Origin of the sequence: Paenibacillus phytorum (assembly GCF_013141715.1) — a bacterium.
GTDB classification, from domain to species: domain Bacteria; phylum Bacillota; class Bacilli; order Paenibacillales; family NBRC-103111; genus Paenibacillus_E; species Paenibacillus_E phytorum.
This window is the reverse complement of record NZ_WHOA01000235.1, coordinates 37,923-53,372: the sequence shown is the minus strand read 5'-3', so window position 1 is coordinate 53,372 and position 15,450 is coordinate 37,923. Positions and strand designations below refer to the sequence as shown.

The window sequence follows — 15,450 nt, the reverse complement described above, 5'->3', positions numbered from 1 at the left end:
TTTATAACATACCAGGCTTTTCATGGAGAGGTGTCCGAGCTGGCCGAAGGAGCACGATTGGAAATCGTGTAGGCGTCACAAGCGTCTCGAGGGTTCGAATCCCTCTCTCTCCGCCACCAATAAACTTTTACATAAGAAAAGCCTGTTTACGAGGCCCGTTGGTCAAGTGGTTAAGACACCTCCCTTTCACGGAGGTAACAGGGGTTCGAGTCCCCTACGGGTCACCATCAATTTTCTAGTTCCATCCCATGGAGGCTTAGCTCAGCTGGGAGAGCATCTGCCTTACAAGCAGAGGGTCGGCGGTTCGATCCCGTCAGCCTCCACCATATTTTATCTCTAATTAAATATCATGCTAGTAATGTCGCGGGGTGGAGCAGCCCGGTAGCTCGTCGGGCTCATAACCCGAAGGCCGCAGGTTCAAATCCTGCCCCCGCAACCAAACTCTTTCCGAGAGTTGTTTTACATAGTGTGGAGCTGTGGTGTAGTGGCCCAACATGCCTGCCTGTCACGCAGGAGACCGCGGGTTCGAATCCCGTCAGCTCCGCCATTTTTTTATTTCTGGACATGAGTCATTAGCTCAGTTGGTAGAGCACCTGACTTTTAATCAGGGTGTCGTAGGTTCGAATCCTACATGACTCAGTAGTATAGGGAACTTTAGACTATGTCTAAAGTTTCTCTGATTTTGCGGTCATGGCGGAATTGGCAGACGCGCACGGTTCAGGTCCGTGTGGGCTAACCCCCCGTGGAGGTTCGAGTCCTCTTGACCGCATCATACTCTACGAACGAAACCCTTCTTAGGAAGGGTTTTTTTTCTTTTACATGATATTGTTATCGCGTATGTACATGCTGAGAATAACGCTTGCAGGCCGAGGACCGTCAGTTACGCTTGGAGAATGACATGCTGTCATCTGAGGCTGATCAATTGAGGCGTCTTCTTCGAGATAATGCATCTGCGGCAGTACGACAGCTCTGAGAGCGGATTCGTGAAGAAATCGAGATAGCAAAATATTGACGATAGACAGACCGGCTCCTTCCGGTTATAGTATCTGAATCTCTTTCGTAGATAGAGGAGGGTTCCCATGATCAAAAAAAGATTTTTTCTCAAGCTGCTGTCCGCCTATCTGGTGCTGGTGATTCTCTACACGCTGATCGCGGCAGGCTTGTTCATTTACCAGAGCAACGAGCACGTCAACCGGGAACTGTACCGCAAGCAGGCGGTCTATCTGGAACAGATGCGTGATCAGGCGGATATGAAACTGCGCTTCGCACTTACGCTGTCGGACCAGATGAAGGAACAGGAATCGATTGTCGCGTATGCGCGCAATCCGCAGCGGGACTATGCGAACATTACGAGCATCTACAATGAGCTTCAGAAGAGTAGCAATGCGTTCCGTGACTTCGGTTACCGGATCGACATTACCAAGGACAATGACGATCTGGTTATCACGCCCAGCTACACGATTACAAAGGACCGGTACTGGAGTGAAATGGGCTTGACGCCTGATTCGGACGAGGCAGAAGACATGGGGGTGCGCCGGACGCCGAAGCCATACGAAGCCGATACCCTGATTACACTTACGAAAAAAGTGGAAGCGCTCTCGGGCAGCGCTTTGTACTTCTATTTATCCTTCCATGAACGTTATCTACTTCCGGTACTCGGGCTCGACGGCGAAAGTGCCATCGCCATTCTGGATGGGGAGCGGCTTCTCGCCTACAAGTCCGCTTTCCAGCCGGAGCGGAAAGATGAGGTTCGCGACAACGTGCTGCCGACGGTTCAGTCAGGAAAAGACGGCCTTTCGTTCCGAGACGGTCTGTCCGTGCATACGCTGCGCTCTCAGGTGTTGCCGACTTGGACTTTTGTCTACGTGGCGGAACGGTTCGCCCCCTGGTCGGCGATGAAGGAGCAGTTGACGGTAACGGGCTTTGTCTATGTACTGCTGCTGCTGCTCGGCGGGGGCCTAGCCTACTGGATTTCCCGCCGGATGTACCTGCCGATCGGGCATGTAGTCAGCTTGCTGCGCTCGGATGAAGACTTAGAGGAGAAGGAGTCGGAGGAAAGGGATGAATTTACGTTTATACGCGATACGACAGCCCGGATGAAGAGAGCTAACGAACAGATGCGGGAAGCGATGATGCAAAGCAAGGTTTCACTCAAGGACAAGCTGCTGCGGGACTTGCTCCATGGCTTGCTGCCTCAGGAACAGGCGGCCGCTGAGCTGGAAAAGCATGGCCTCGTCTGGCTAGCCTTGCCAAGCATGGTAGGCGTGGTTGAATTCGCCAGCTACTCGGAGGTGGCGAGTCACTACACGAAGGAAGCTCTCGTCACGTTTAAGTCGCAGCTTCAATTGCTGCTCTCGGAGCGGCTGAGTGAGGAAGGCTTGTGCGAAGTATTCGATTTCGACTACCGCCGCATGGGCATCATGCTGCAGGGGGACGATAGCGAACGGGCGAAGCGGATCGTCAGCTCGGTGCTGATGGAGATCGAGGCAAGCGTCGGCTTGCGTCTGGTCGCTGCGCTGGGCGACCCGGTTCTGGCGGGCGGCGAGTGGGAACGGGCGTACCGGCAGGCGGTGCAGTGGCTGGATTATGGGGTACTGCGAACGTCCCGTCTCGTCATCGTCCGAAGTGATTTGGACGGCCAGATGAATGACCGGTTTTATTATCCGCTAGATGGGGAGCGCGAGCTGATCGGGAGTGTCATTCGCGGACAACGGGAGAACGTTTTCCTCCTGCTGCAGCGTTTGTTGGATGAGAATCGAAGCAGGGAGGCGATCGGCGGAACCGGCTGGACGCATTTCGTATACGCTCTACAAAATACGGTAAACCGGATTCTCCAGCAGTTGAACAAAGTACTGGATACGGATGAGGGCGAAGTGGCGGAGGCACTCCGGAAGCTTCATCATGCGGCTGAGGATGCCGAGGCAAGGTCTGCCTTGTTCGAGCTGTTCGAGCGGTTGATCGGACTCATTCATTCGGAGCAGAAGATGCTGGATCAGACACAGATGCAGGGCATCGTCGACTACGTGCATGAGCATTACACTCGCGACCTGTCTTTGTCGGAGATTGCGGAGATGCACCGATTCTCACTTGGCTATATTAGCGGAGCCTTCAAGAAACACACGGGTGAGAACTTCAAGGATTACCTAAACCTATACCGGGTGAAGAAGGCCAAAGAAATTATGGACACGGAGAAGGTGAAAATTGCCGAGCTGGCTTTGCGGGTGGGCTGCAATAACGTTAACACCTTCATTCGCATGTTCCGCAAATATGAGGGCATCTCACCCGGTCAATATGCGAGTAATAGTGGGTCTGAACGAAGCTAAATAGTTAAAACACGTCGATTTTTCTCCCCTTCGTGAAATGATGGTGATACCAAAATCATGGTGATAGACGCCCCTAACCCATTTCATTATAGTGAGGACTGTATCCGGGATACGACAAATGATCCTAGAAGTGGGGGAGTTGAAAGCGCTTTTGGTAGTAACGATCAGAAAGCATGTTGTACAGGAATGGCGGCTGTATTTACTGCTGATACCATTCCTGGCTTGGTATGTGTTATTTATGTACAAACCGATGTATGGACTGCAGATCGCCTTCAAGGATTTCAGCCTGTTCAAAGGCATCGAGGGTAGCGCCTGGGTTGGATTGGAGCATTTCAAACAATTTTTTAATGGCCCGTATTTCGGGAGAACGCTGAAAAACACGCTGCTTCTCAGCGTATACCAGCTGATCTTCGCCTTCCCAGCGCCGATCGTGCTGGCGCTGCTGCTGAACGAAGTGAGAAACCGGCTGTTCCAGAAATTCGTCCAGACATTTACGTATTTGCCACATTTTATTTCCATCGTGGTGGTGGCAGGTATCGTCACGAACTTTCTCGCCCCTTCCACCGGTATCGTCAATTCCATTCTCCAGCTGCTGGGCGGGGAGAAGCTGTATTTCCTGACGAAGCCGGAGTACTTCCGGACCATATATATTATTTCCATGGATATATGGAAGGAGATGGGCTTCGGCGCCATCGTGTACATTGCGGCATTAGCCGGGGTGAACCCAGCGCTGTACGAGGCGGCTAAGATCGACGGGGCTGGCCGATTCCAGATAATATGGAACGTCACGCTGCCTTCGATCATTCCGACGATTGCGATCATGCTGATCCTCAAGATCGGACAGCTGATGGAAGTTGGCTACGAAGCGATTATACTGCTCTATCAGCCCGCAACATATGAGACGGCGGACGTGATCAGCACCTATGTGTACAGGTCCGGCCTGCAGGAAGGGCAGTACGATCTGGCGACAGCCGCCGGGTTGTTCAACGCCAGCGTCAGTCTGCTGCTCGTTATTATGGCTAACCGGCTCAGCAAGAAGCTGACCGATACTGGACTTTGGTAGGTGAATGGAATGAGAACCTCGTTAGGTGACAAATGCTTCAATGTGATCAATACTCTCTTGTTATCGGTGATTGGGCTTGCCGCGCTGTATCCGTTCGTGTATGTGCTGTCGGCCTCGCTGAGTTCTGGCGATGCAGTCGTATCCGGCAAGGTGCTGCTGCTGCCGGTGAACATCAACTTGGAGGCTTATGTCAAGGTCCTGATGCAGAAAAGCATCTGGGTGGCCTACGCCAACACGCTCTATTATACGGTCGTGGGCACGTTGGTAAGCTTGCTTCTGACGATTTGTGGGGCTTACCCACTATCCAAAAAAAGGTTGAAGGGGAAGGGCGTCATCAATTTTCTGATCGCGCTGACGATGTGGTTTCACGCCGGGATGATTCCTTTCTATCTGAATTTGCGGGATATGGGTATGCTGAATGAGCGGTTTACCATCATTATCGCGTTCGCGGTGACGACCTTCTACGTGTTTCTGCTGCGTACGTTTTTCCAAAGCGTGCCCGTGGAATTGGAGGAGGCGGCGAAGATTGACGGCGCAGGTGATTACCGGATTTTATGGACGGTGTACTTGCCGTTGTCCCGGGCTTCGCTGATGACCGTCGGGTTGTTCTATGCCGTTACGCGCTGGAATGGGTACTTCTGGGCGATGATCGTCCTGAAGGACAAAGATAAAATTCCGCTGCAGGTGCTGCTGAAGAAGCTGATCGTGGAAAACAACCTGAGCGAGCAGTTGGTCGATTTCGGCTCCGCGACACTCGTTTCCCAGGAAACGGTCATTTACGCCACTATTATTGTTTCCATCATCCCGATGATGATCGTCTATCCACTGATTCAGAAATATTTTGCCAAAGGGGCCTTGGTTGGTTCCGTGAAAGGGTAAGTTGGCTCCAATACACAAAAAGGGGACGTACAAATATGAAGCAACAGGTATGGAAAAAAGGAGTAGGGGCTGCGCTGACGTTGGTTGTGGCTTTATCGGCGGCAGGATGCGGTCAGGATGCCAAGGAAGCGGTGCCTTCGTCTGCACCGAACCAAGGCACGGAGAAGGGCAAGCCGGTGGAGCTGACGATGCATATGCATTACGGCGATCGGTATATTTACGACAATAATTTCCCGGTATTCAAGGAAGCGGCTAAGCGTACGAATGTGACGTTGAAGGGAACCGCTTCGCAGACGGCGACCAACAGCAAAGAAATGTTCAATCTGATGATGGTATCCGGCGACATTCCCGACATTGTGCATTACAACGTGAAGGGGGATTTCAACAAATACGGCTCCGAGGGCGCGTTCGCTCCACTAAATGAGCTGATCGACAAGCATGCGCCCAATATTAAGGCGTTCCTGGAGCAGCGGCCGGATGTGAAGAAATTCGCTACGGCACCTGACGGCAAGATGTATTTCCTTTCGTTCGTCCCGGATGGACTGGTCGCCAAGGGCTGGTTTATCCGTCAGGATTGGTTGAAAGCGCTTAATATGCAGCAGCCGAAAACGGTTGACGAGCTGTACCAGGTACTGAAGGCGTTCAAGGAGAAGGACCCCAATAAAAATGGTAAAGCTGATGAAATTCCGTACTTCAACCGTGTGAACAAAGGAGGAGCACAAGATCTGCTGCTGTTCTGGAATTCATACCGTGGCATATATGCGGACCAGGGCAAAGTGAAGTATGGCCCTTATGAGGCAAACTACGAGACAGCGGTCGCGAATATTGCTAAGTGGTATAAGGAAGGTCTGATTGATCCAGAAATTTTCACCCGCGGGGCGAAGGCGCGCGAGGTGCTGCTCGGCGATAACGTCGGTGGCGTTTCACATGACTGGTTCTCCAGTACGGCGGGCTATAATGATACTCTCAAGGATAAAGTACCCGGCATCCTGTTCGCACCGATGACCCCTCCGGCCAGCAGCGACGGGGTCGTCCGCGAAGAAACGAAGCGGGCTACGGTGAGCGAGAGCGGATGGGCTATTTCCGCCTCCAACAAGCATCAGGTCGAAACGATCAAATATTTCGACTTCTGGTTTACTCCTGAAGGACGGAGACTAATGAATTTTGGGATCGAAGGCGTGCACTACGATCTCGTAGACGGCAAGCCGAAATTCAAGGACAGTCTGCTGACAGGTAGTAAGCCGGTGAATGAAGCACTGCAGGCTGATGGGGCGCAGATGGAAGTTGGCTTCCATCAGGATTTTGCCTATGAGGAGCAATGGACGAACAAGACGGCGTTGGCCGGAGTGAAGGAATACAACGAGAAGAAATACCCAATCGAGCAGTTTCCGGTGCTGACGTTTACGGATGGGGAGAAGAAAAAGCTTGATTCGATCATGAAGAGCATCCAGACGTTCACCGACGAGAAGTTCCAGAAGTGGGTGCTGGGTTCGGAGCCGGTAGCTGGCAACTTCGAGAAGTTCCGTCAGCAGCTCAAGGCGATGGGACTGGATGAAGTGATCAGTATTCAGCAGGCTGCTTATGACCGGTATATGAAATAGGCTTTCCGATACGGAAAACAGTTGATGGTTCGCCCGGATGACCGGGCGGACGGATCGGCTTATCAAAAGGAGAAAGAGGGGCATGGGATGAAGAGGATAAAACGGATTTGGAGCGCGGGAGTAGCGGGGCTGCTTCTGTTTTCTTCGCTGGCATGGGCACCGACGCAGGGAGTAAGCGGACAAGAGCTTAGGGCAGGCGAGATTTCTTCTGCTGCGCGAGAGGTTCAGGTTGCTTCTGCAACCGAAATTGTGAAAGCGCTTACGGTTGTGGCTGCCATCGCCAGTATGAGTGATGAGAATATCCCTGACAACGCGATCGATCAAGATCTGACGACCCGTTGGTCGGCAAGTGGCGTCGGCCAATGGCTGCAGCTTGACCTAGGGGCCATACAGACGATTGGCTATATCGGCATGGCCTTTTATCGTGGTGATCAGCGTAGTCTGAAGTTCGATATTCAGGTGTCCGCCGATGCCGACACCTGGACGACCGTGTTCTCGGGCAGCGGTAGCGGCAACTCGTTACAACTGGAGGCGTTCGGTTTCACCCCGACGACGGGCCGATATGTGCGGATCGTGGGGCTCGGCACCGGATCGACGGACTGGAACAGTATTACCGAGGTCCAGGTATATAAGCCGCATCCGGACGGCTTTGTGCTGAGTCCGCTTGAGCTTCCCCCGACAGGTCCCGATCCTGCAGCGCTGCCGCATACAAAGCCGGGGCTGTATGAGCCGGACGAGACGTCCCATTCGGTGCCCGAGCTTCCTGTGGTGACGGGGCGGACGCTTAATGTCGTGGATTACGGCGCGACTACGTCGGCTACCGGGACGGACGACGCCGTTGCGATCCGGGCTGCGATCGCAGCGGCGCAGCCCGGGGACGAGGTGTACTTTCCCAATGGGCATTACCAGTTAACCAGCACGGCGAGCGACAGCGCTTCGCACCTGCTGCTGCACTCAGGCATTCAGCTTCGCGGGGAAAGCGAGGACGGAGTGCTGCTCGTCTCCGACCATGCCAAGAACATCGGTGACTATGCGACGAATGAAGGCATCATCTTGCGTATCGCGGGTCAGCAGGGCATTGCCATTCGGAGCATGACGCTGACGGCAAGCTGGCAGGGGACGTATCCGACGAGCACGACGGTAGCTAATCCCGAGCGGGGCGGTCCGAAGGTCGCTGTCATGATTACGGCGGCCAACGGGAATCCGTCGAGCGACATCATTCTCGACCATGTGACGATCGAGAAGTTCCAGCGCGTTGGCGTGCTCGTCCGCAGCAGCCGCGATGTCGTTATCCAGTATGCCACGCTACGCAATGCGACTGATACCGCCGAGGGCGGAGCAGGCTACGGGGTGGCGTTGGAGGGGTTGTCAAAGGAAAGCCGATTGGGCCGGGCCAACGATTCGCTATTCAACGTGGTTCGCAACAGTCGCTTCTATGGGCCGTCCCTTCGCCATGGCATCCTGCTGAGCAATTGGACGCATAATAATCTGATTGCGGACAATGAGCTGTACCAGACGAAACTGGACTCGATCGACATGCACGGCGAGGATGAATATATGAATGAATTCGTTGGTAACACTGTGATCGGCAGCGGCGAAGCAGGCTTCGGCGTCGGCAATCCGGGGGCTACGCATGACGCAGCCGGACCGGGCAACTACATCCATCACAACCGTATCGAAAATTCGGCCCTGTATGGGATTCAGGTTTATCTGGGGTCACCAGATACGGTGATTGCCCATAATGTCATCACCAACTTCATGAAGTCCGGTACCACGGGAATCCGATTGAAAAATGCTCCGGGCACCCAGGTTCGGGATAATGTGGTTGAGAACAATACGGGGCCGGGCTTCTGGGCCATTCATACGTTGTACGATATTGGGAATCCGAGCGACGGGGGCAACGGCGCAGGTGAGCCCCGCGACATCAGGATTGAAGGCAATCGGATCGTGAGCAATACGAACGGAATTTTCATCGAGGCGGGCACGGGGATTGTGCTGTCCGGCAATGAATTGTCGGGCAATACGGGCATCGACTATGACAACCGGACGGTGACAGTGCGCGATTATCTGCCAGTGGCCGATGTGTCGGTCCGACAAGGGACATCGACCAATACGGGGACGGATAGATCGTTGATCGTCCAGGGAGGCAATAACCTCTCCACGCGCCAGTCGTTTTTGAAGTTTGATCTGGGCGCCCTCAAAGGATCTGTCAGCTCGGCCAAGCTACTGGTATACGGCAGGGCCTCGGCCTCGGGCAGCGATACGGTGAACAGCCTGTATGGTGTGGACAGCGACGACTGGATCGAGTCCGGCAGCTCCGGCATGGTCTGGGCGAATAAGCCTGCGTTGGGCGGTAAGCTGTCGACGGCGCCCTTCACCAAGGATGATTATGCGTGGCGGGTTTTCGATGCTACGGATTATGTGAGGGCGCAGCTGAACGCCGGTGGCGGTCACGAAGCGGCCGCGGGGATCGTGTCGCTCGCAGTTGTGCAGGATACTTCTCTGGGCGTGTACACACTGTTCAACAGCCGGGAGACGAGCGACCATCAGCCATACTTACGGATCGAGACGTCCGCAACGCGTGAGCTGGAGAGCGTCACACTTACGTCCGACAAGCAGCTTCTAGGCATAGGCCAGCAGGCACAGCTGCAAACGGCTGGAGTGATGAACTCGGGTTTCGCAGCACAGCTTGGGAGTGCGATGATCCGGTATGAGAGCCTTACGCCCGGCTTGGCGGAGGTCAATACCATTGGACAGGTCACGGCGCTGGGTGAAGGCACAGCAGTCATTCGCGTTACGGTAACGCTGAACGGCGTGTCGCGTAGCGCAGAAAGTTTTATCCAGGTGATCGACGGCAACGTGACGAAGCTGCTGCCAACCGATGATGCTTATGTGCGTGGAGGCAGCTATGCTAACTCGAATTACCGGACGAGTAATCTCGAGATTAAGAAGGACGGCAGCGAGAGCTTTACCCGTGAAAGCTTCATCAAGTTTGACGTGAGTGGTCTGGATGGCGAAATTACGAATGCTAGGCTGATGATGTACGGCATTGGAAGCCCTTCTGCGGTCACAGCGGACGTGTACCGGACTAATGCGGCTTGGTCGGAAGGGACGGTGACGTGGAATACGAAGCCCGCCCGGCTGGACCGGTTGGCCGGACTTGGACTCGCCGCTGATTGGGGATGGAGTGAGACCGATCTGACAGAGGCCATACGTCTGGTAAAAGCCGATGGCTCCAATGGACAGCTCAGCCTAGGCCTGACGCTGCCTGTAGCGAGCATCAATGCCGTCATCGAGAGCAAGGGAAAGGCGAATGAGCCTTATCTGCTGATCATAACCAAGCAGCCTGAGCCCGATACGGAGCCTCCTTTGGCGACCGTGGGCCAGCCGCTCGATGGAGCAGCCCTGTCGGCTCAAGCGATCAAGATTCATTGGGAGCCGTACATCGACAATACAGCAGTCAAGGGCTATTGGATTTACCGGAATGAGCTGCCGTTGACGACAGTAGCCGCTGATGTATATACGTATACCGATCAGCTTCTTACTCCGTCTATGACGTATGCCTATTCGCTCAGGGCGTTTGATGCACGCGGTAATCTCTCGGGGCTGAGCAACATCGTTAGCATCACGACTTGGCAGTCAGGCGTTCAGTCTATAAGCTTATCCCATGTTGTGCCATATGTGGAAGCGGGCAAGACTGCGCAATTGCAGCTTAGCGGGAAGATGGAAGACGGCTCCTCTGCGGATATGAGCGTAGCTACAGTGGCTTATAGCAGCGATAACACGTCCGTAATGACCGTGGACGCGCTCGGACAAGTGACGGCGATCAAGCCGGGCAGCGCGAATATCACGGTGACCGCGAGCATTGGATCCACGATCAAGACGGCGTCCCTCACATTGACGGTCTTTGAAACGATTGCCCCCATCTCTACAGCTACGGTGTCGCCTGCACAACCGGATGGACAAAATGGCTGGTATGTACTGCCTGTAACGGTCAGTTTGTCGGCCACAGATAACTTATCGGGAGTGGCATCAACCGAATACAGCCTGGATGGCGGGAGCACATGGCAGCAGTATACAACCCCGTTAACCTTCGATCAAGACGGGCAATATAACATGAGCTACCGTTCTACAGATCTTTCGGGTAATGTGGAAGCTCAGCAGACAGCTACTTTCCATGTTGACAGGACAGTGCCGACCGCTGCGGTAGCTTACAGCAGCGCAGCACCTACCTCGGACAGTGTGGTCGCGATCATTACGCCGAGCGAACCTGTAACGATCACGAACAACGGGGGTTCGAGCAGCTATACGTTCAACTTTAACGGCAGCTTCACAATCGAATTTATCGATGCCGCGGGCCATCATGGCACTGCGACGGCTACCGTAACGAATATCGTATACAGAAGTACAGGGATACCTGGAAAGCCAGTGCTCTCGGAGGACAATGGGTACGATACAGGAATTCTTGATGGAAATTATAAGGTTACAATGAATATGTGGTGGGGCAATAACGGTAAAATCTATAAGCTCTATGAGGATAACTTATTAATCGAGACACAAATCCTCACGGACAACTCGCCGAGTGCCCAAAAGACTGTAACGTCCGTTACCTACAAAAAGAACGGCACCTACCGTTATTATGCGGAACTCGTCAATGCATTCGGTACAACGAGAAGTGATGTGTTAACAGTGAACGTCACGCAAGCAGCGCCGGCCAAAACGGTCCTATCCCATGATAACTGGGATGGGGATGGAAATTTCAACATCAACATGAACATGTGGTGGGGTACGAACGGCACCACATATCGTCTGTATGAGAACGGCGTTCTTATCAATACGCAAACATTCACCGATCATACGCCACAAGCGCAATCTGCAGCTACGATGATCCATAATAAACCGATTGGCACGTACGAGTATCGATGCGAGCTTGTTAATTATGCAGGAACAATATCCAGCGATAAGATTATTGTTCAAGTAAGCAAGTGATAGTCTGAGAAATGAAACAATGCGCCACCTCTGTTCATTTTCTATGAATAATGGTGGCGCTCGTTTTGACCGATACTTTTTTCATGTTTTAATTCTGCATGCTTGAGGTTCTGTTCAGCTTCCGAAATCTATATAGTAGGCTTGAAATGAGGTTCATGCGAAGGTTTTGAACAAGCTCACCGTAATTTCAGTTGACATTGATTATTATTATCACTAATATCAATTGTAGTGATAAATGCGATGGCGGGGAGAGATCGAACATGAAAACGATTAAATACTGCTGTAGAAATGAAAAATTCGGATCCAAACAAATATATAAGTCCTTGAAAAACGAATATCCGGACCTGAAGCAGAAGAAGAAAGACTGCTTAGGTAATTGCAAGCATTGTAAGAAAGAATGTATCGCCATGATCGGTAAAAAGGAACTGTTGTGTGCAGCTTCGCCAGACTTACTTTATGCTCAGATCAAACAAATTATTGCTGAATCTAGGGCAGAAAGCGTGATGGTTTGAACTTAACCCTTCTTAAATTGCTTCTTCCGTTTGTATTTCTATGCGGAGTTCTGGTAATCTTGTATGTATGGGGATTACGCAAGAGATAACCATACAGAAAGGGTGTGTGCATCTATGTTAAACGATACACTTACAGAAGCGCTCAATGAGCAGATGAACTATGAATTTTACTCCGCGCACGTCTACTTGGCTATTGCTGGTTATTGTGCTGCGGAAAGCTTAGATGGCTTTTCAAACTTTTTTATTGTACAAGCTGAAGAAGAAAAATTCCATGCGATGAAAATTTTCAAATTCATAAATGATCGTGGAAAAAAGGTTAGCTTTGCTGGTATGGATACGCCTGTGAATGAGTACAAATCGATCCTAGATGCTTTTGAACATGCTTATCAACATGAGCAGGAAGTAACAAGACGTATTTATCATCTATCAGATTTGGCATTGAATGATAGAGAGCATGCGACTATGCAGTTCTTGAAATGGTTCATTGATGAGCAGGTAGAGGAAGAAGCCATGTTCGACAGCATTATTAATAAATTGAAACGCATTGATAAAGACAGTAACGCCTTCTACATGTTGGATGCTGAATTTGCTCAGCGTTCGTTCACGCCACCAGCAGCGGTATAATTACATACGACTTTTATGAGGATGAGACTTACCTGTTTCGCGAAATTTGGCGAAGGGTAAGTTTTTTTATATCTACTGACATGCTGCTGTCAGGAATCCTTTTATATACTAGGAGAAAATGTAAAGGATGTGCAATATGGAAAAGTTAGATTTAGCTAAAACGTATAAAAGCTATTACACAGCACCCACGAAACCGCAATTGATCGAATTTGAGCCTATCTGGTATGTCATGATTCAAGGGCAAGGGGATCCGGACGGCATAGCCTTCTCAAATGCCACTGAAGCACTTTACACGCTTTCCTACAGCATCAAGGGGATTTATAAGAAAGAGGAGAAAGACTTTACTGTGGCAAAGCTGGAAGGTTTATGGTGGGTGGATGGGGATAGAAAAGCCCTGGATGTACCAAGGGAAGAATGGCACTGGAAGCTGTTGATCCGGCCAAATTATGTGAGGGCAGAGAGTGTCGAAGAGGCCCGTTCTATTGCAATGACGAAGAAAAAGGAGCTAACCGTTATCTCGGATATCAAGTATGAAACCCTGCATGAGGGAGCTTGTGTACAAATGCTTCATGTGGGGCCCTATGCAGCAGAACCGGACTCTTTGAAGAAAATCGAGCATTTCTTAGCTGAACATAGACAGAAGATACGCGGCCTCCATCATGAGATTTATTTATCAGACCCGAGGAAGGTAGAGCCTTCGAAAATGAAGACGATTTTACGATATCCTGTTCAATCGGCAGAAGTGGTGACGGGGTGATTTTTGCGGTAAAATAAAAGAAAATGTCGATATTCACATGGGGAGGGACGGCAGATGCAGACTCGTTATTTGGCGGGGGCTGTAAAAGTCTTTGGCATACTTGTCATCTTGTTCGGGTTTATATATCCAGCTTCTGCTGTCCAAGCCTCATGGTTGGATCGGGTGAAAGACATCTATCAATTGCCAGAGAATGTGGAACAAATTCAGAAGGACTATGAGGCAACAAAGCAGCAATTAGAGGATCAGAAGGACAAGCTTTCCGAAGCCATACGGCATTCGCAAGAAACGGAGGAACGGCTTCTTGGGCAAAACGAAACGCTTAAAAAGGAAAATGAACAATTGCAAGAACGCTTGAAGGCCATGGAACAAGTAGCCCTAGATAAAGAAAAGCGAAATCGGAAATTAACCTATTTGGCTGTGACGGCTGTTTCGCTGGTTGTTTTTTATTTTGTGCTGGGTCGCGTGTTTCGATTCATTGTCTGGCGGAGGCAGAAGCGCGGAATGAGATAGATGTAGTCTTACGAGGAGGTCGGTGTGTATGAAGGTATCTTTCGAGGAAGTAAGCTCACATGCAAAGATAGCTACATTGTGCATCGAACAGGGTGAGTCTGTTCATGTGCTGCATCCGAACCAAATTGTCGCTTTCCAAGGAAAGTCTGAGCAGAGAGAAGATTCTTTAATGAAGCTGCCGAGTATGTTTAGGAAGAAGCGTTTTGTCCAGTCACGGCTGCATGGTCCCGCCAATGTCATGCTAGGGCTGCCTGAAGGATACAGCATGGCTGTTATACCTATAGGAGCGGACGATGATCTTCTGTATGAATTCCGACATGTTTTGTTTTACACAGAGGGAGTGAGCTACACTTCTCATCTGCAAAATGTTAAGAATACATTGATTACGCAGGATCTTGTGAAAATGCAGTTTAAAGGTCCAGGCAAACTAGGACTTCTGACTGCAGGACCAATTTACCAAATGGCATTGGATGCTAAGCAGCCCTTGTATGTCGATACAAGCTGTCTTGTTGCCTATCCGCGGAATGCTCAGCTGCGTCTGTGTGTGTACGGCAATACACTGGCTAGTCAGCATATGAATTATCATTGGGAAATGACGGGGCAAGGCCATGTTCTCATGCAGCCTTGTAAGCCAGATCGCAAATTAGATGAGCATATGAAAAATGACAGTCTATTGCGTCGTATTGCCAAAGAAGTACTGCCGTTTGGCGGTATTTTCATCAAATAAAAAAAGGAAAGAAAAAACATTTGCATTTGTCTTTGATTCCTGATATATTATTCCTTGTCGCCTCGGAGAAACGTTAGCGAGAATGACAGGCAATTATACGATGCGGAAGTGGCTCAGCGGTAGAGCATCGCCTTGCCAAGGCGAGGGTCGCGGGTTCGATCCCCGTCTTCCGCTCCAACTAATTTGCGCCCTTAGCTCAGCTGGATAGAGTATTTGACTACGAATCAAAAGGTCGGGAGTTCGAATCTCTCAGGGCGCGCCATTTTCATAAAACGCATCGGGACGTAGCTCAGCTTGGTAGAGCACCTGCTTTGGGAGCAGGGGGTCGCATGTTCAAATCGTGTCGTCCCGATCATCAATCCCTTTATAATACGCGGGCGTAGTTTAATGGTAGAACTTCAGCCTTCCAAGCTGATCGCGCGGGTTCGATTCCCGCCGCCCGCTTCACAGAAAAAGATCACCTCA

At 51.2% G+C, this 15,450-nt stretch carries 11 protein-coding genes and 11 tRNA genes; 21 read left to right on the top strand and 1 reads right to left on the bottom strand.

Translation table 11 applies throughout. The annotated features are described in order from the left end of the window. Positions 1-24: 24 nt before the first annotated feature. The 7 genes from GC098_RS32470 to GC098_RS32440 all read left to right on the top strand — a co-directional run bounded on the left by GC098_RS32470 (position 25) and on the right by GC098_RS32440 (position 769). Positions 25-116 (top strand) — tRNA-Ser (locus GC098_RS32470). 36 nt (positions 117-152) lie between these two features. Further along, positions 153-227: transfer RNA gene (locus GC098_RS32465), tRNA-Glu, on the top strand. A gap of 23 nt (positions 228-250) precedes the next feature. Next, positions 251-326 (top strand) — tRNA-Val (locus tag GC098_RS32460). A 36-nt stretch (positions 327-362) separates the two neighbouring features. Further along, positions 363-439, top strand: a tRNA-Met gene (locus tag GC098_RS32455). Positions 440-470: 31 nt separating this feature from the next. Beyond that, positions 471-547: transfer RNA gene (locus GC098_RS32450), tRNA-Asp, on the top strand. A gap of 19 nt (positions 548-566) precedes the next feature. After that, positions 567-639 (top strand) — tRNA-Lys (locus tag GC098_RS32445). A 45-nt stretch (positions 640-684) separates the two neighbouring features. Next, a tRNA-Leu gene (locus tag GC098_RS32440) sits at positions 685-769 on the top strand. A gap of 46 nt (positions 770-815) precedes the next feature. Here the strand turns inward: GC098_RS32440 and GC098_RS32435 are convergent. Then, the gene (locus tag GC098_RS32435) at positions 816-1,004 is read right to left on the bottom strand and encodes a hypothetical protein (protein WP_171647980.1); all 189 of its coding nucleotides are present in this window, start codon (positions 1,002-1,004) and stop codon (positions 816-818) included. A gap of 75 nt (positions 1,005-1,079) precedes the next feature. On the opposite strand from GC098_RS32435, the gene GC098_RS32430 reads away from it, so the two are divergent. The 14 genes from GC098_RS32430 to GC098_RS32365 all read left to right on the top strand — a co-directional run bounded on the left by GC098_RS32430 (position 1,080) and on the right by GC098_RS32365 (position 15,429). After that, the gene (locus GC098_RS32430) at positions 1,080-3,323 is read left to right on the top strand and encodes a helix-turn-helix domain-containing protein (RefSeq protein ID WP_171647978.1); all 2,244 of its coding nucleotides are present in this window, start codon (positions 1,080-1,082) and stop codon (positions 3,321-3,323) included. 91 nt (positions 3,324-3,414) lie between these two features. After that, positions 3,415-4,386, top strand: a complete 972-nt coding sequence (locus GC098_RS32425; RefSeq protein ID WP_312880478.1) for an ABC transporter permease — start codon at positions 3,415-3,417, stop codon at positions 4,384-4,386. A 9-nt stretch (positions 4,387-4,395) separates the two neighbouring features. Next, entirely contained in the window at positions 4,396-5,265 is an 870-nt protein-coding gene (locus tag GC098_RS32420) for a carbohydrate ABC transporter permease (protein ID WP_171647976.1), read from the top strand. A 131-nt stretch (positions 5,266-5,396) separates the two neighbouring features. After that, the gene (locus tag GC098_RS32415; protein ID WP_171647974.1) at positions 5,397-6,866 is read left to right on the top strand and encodes an extracellular solute-binding protein; all 1,470 of its coding nucleotides are present in this window, start codon (positions 5,397-5,399) and stop codon (positions 6,864-6,866) included. Between the two features lie 87 nt (positions 6,867-6,953). After that, the gene (locus GC098_RS32410) at positions 6,954-11,855 is read left to right on the top strand and encodes a CBM96 family carbohydrate-binding protein (protein WP_171647972.1); all 4,902 of its coding nucleotides are present in this window, start codon (positions 6,954-6,956) and stop codon (positions 11,853-11,855) included. A gap of 260 nt (positions 11,856-12,115) precedes the next feature. Then, entirely contained in the window at positions 12,116-12,367 is a 252-nt protein-coding gene (locus tag GC098_RS32405) for a DUF1450 domain-containing protein (RefSeq protein WP_057307931.1), read from the top strand. A gap of 114 nt (positions 12,368-12,481) precedes the next feature. Next, a complete protein-coding gene (locus GC098_RS32400) occupies positions 12,482-12,991 on the top strand; it encodes a ferritin (protein WP_057307929.1) in 510 nt (169 codons plus the stop codon). Between the two features lie 136 nt (positions 12,992-13,127). After that, complete coding sequence (locus tag GC098_RS32395; protein WP_171647970.1) at positions 13,128-13,748, top strand: GyrI-like domain-containing protein; 621 nt, start codon at positions 13,128-13,130, stop codon at positions 13,746-13,748. A gap of 54 nt (positions 13,749-13,802) precedes the next feature. After that, a complete protein-coding gene (locus GC098_RS32390) occupies positions 13,803-14,258 on the top strand; it encodes a hypothetical protein (RefSeq protein WP_171647968.1) in 456 nt (151 codons plus the stop codon). 28 nt (positions 14,259-14,286) lie between these two features. Continuing rightward, positions 14,287-14,985, top strand: coding sequence for an AIM24 family protein (locus tag GC098_RS32385; RefSeq protein WP_171647966.1), 699 nt, complete (start codon positions 14,287-14,289; stop codon positions 14,983-14,985). Between the two features lie 102 nt (positions 14,986-15,087). Beyond that, positions 15,088-15,162 (top strand) — tRNA-Gly (locus GC098_RS32380). Positions 15,163-15,170: 8 nt separating this feature from the next. After that, positions 15,171-15,247 (top strand) — tRNA-Arg (locus GC098_RS32375). Positions 15,248-15,263: 16 nt separating this feature from the next. Then, positions 15,264-15,337 (top strand) — tRNA-Pro (locus GC098_RS32370). A gap of 21 nt (positions 15,338-15,358) precedes the next feature. Further along, positions 15,359-15,429 (top strand) — tRNA-Gly (locus GC098_RS32365). Positions 15,430-15,450 lie beyond the last annotated feature (21 nt).

What these genes read in the sequence shown, in the direction of transcription:
- GC098_RS32410 (WP_171647972.1), top strand. Translation starts at nt 6,954, where the DNA reads ATGAAGAGGATAAAACGGATTTGGAGCGCGGGAGTAGCGGGGCTGCTT.
- GC098_RS32430 (WP_171647978.1), top strand. Translation starts at nt 1,080, where the DNA reads ATGATCAAAAAAAGATTTTTTCTCAAGCTGCTGTCCGCCTATCTGGTG.
- GC098_RS32420 (WP_171647976.1), top strand. Translation starts at nt 4,396, where the DNA reads ATGAGAACCTCGTTAGGTGACAAATGCTTCAATGTGATCAATACTCTC.
- GC098_RS32405 (WP_057307931.1), top strand. Translation starts at nt 12,116, where the DNA reads ATGAAAACGATTAAATACTGCTGTAGAAATGAAAAATTCGGATCCAAA.
- GC098_RS32385 (WP_171647966.1), top strand. Translation starts at nt 14,287, where the DNA reads ATGAAGGTATCTTTCGAGGAAGTAAGCTCACATGCAAAGATAGCTACA.
- GC098_RS32400 (WP_057307929.1), top strand. Translation starts at nt 12,482, where the DNA reads ATGTTAAACGATACACTTACAGAAGCGCTCAATGAGCAGATGAACTAT.
- GC098_RS32395 (WP_171647970.1), top strand. Translation starts at nt 13,128, where the DNA reads ATGGAAAAGTTAGATTTAGCTAAAACGTATAAAAGCTATTACACAGCA.
- GC098_RS32390 (WP_171647968.1), top strand. Translation starts at nt 13,803, where the DNA reads ATGCAGACTCGTTATTTGGCGGGGGCTGTAAAAGTCTTTGGCATACTT.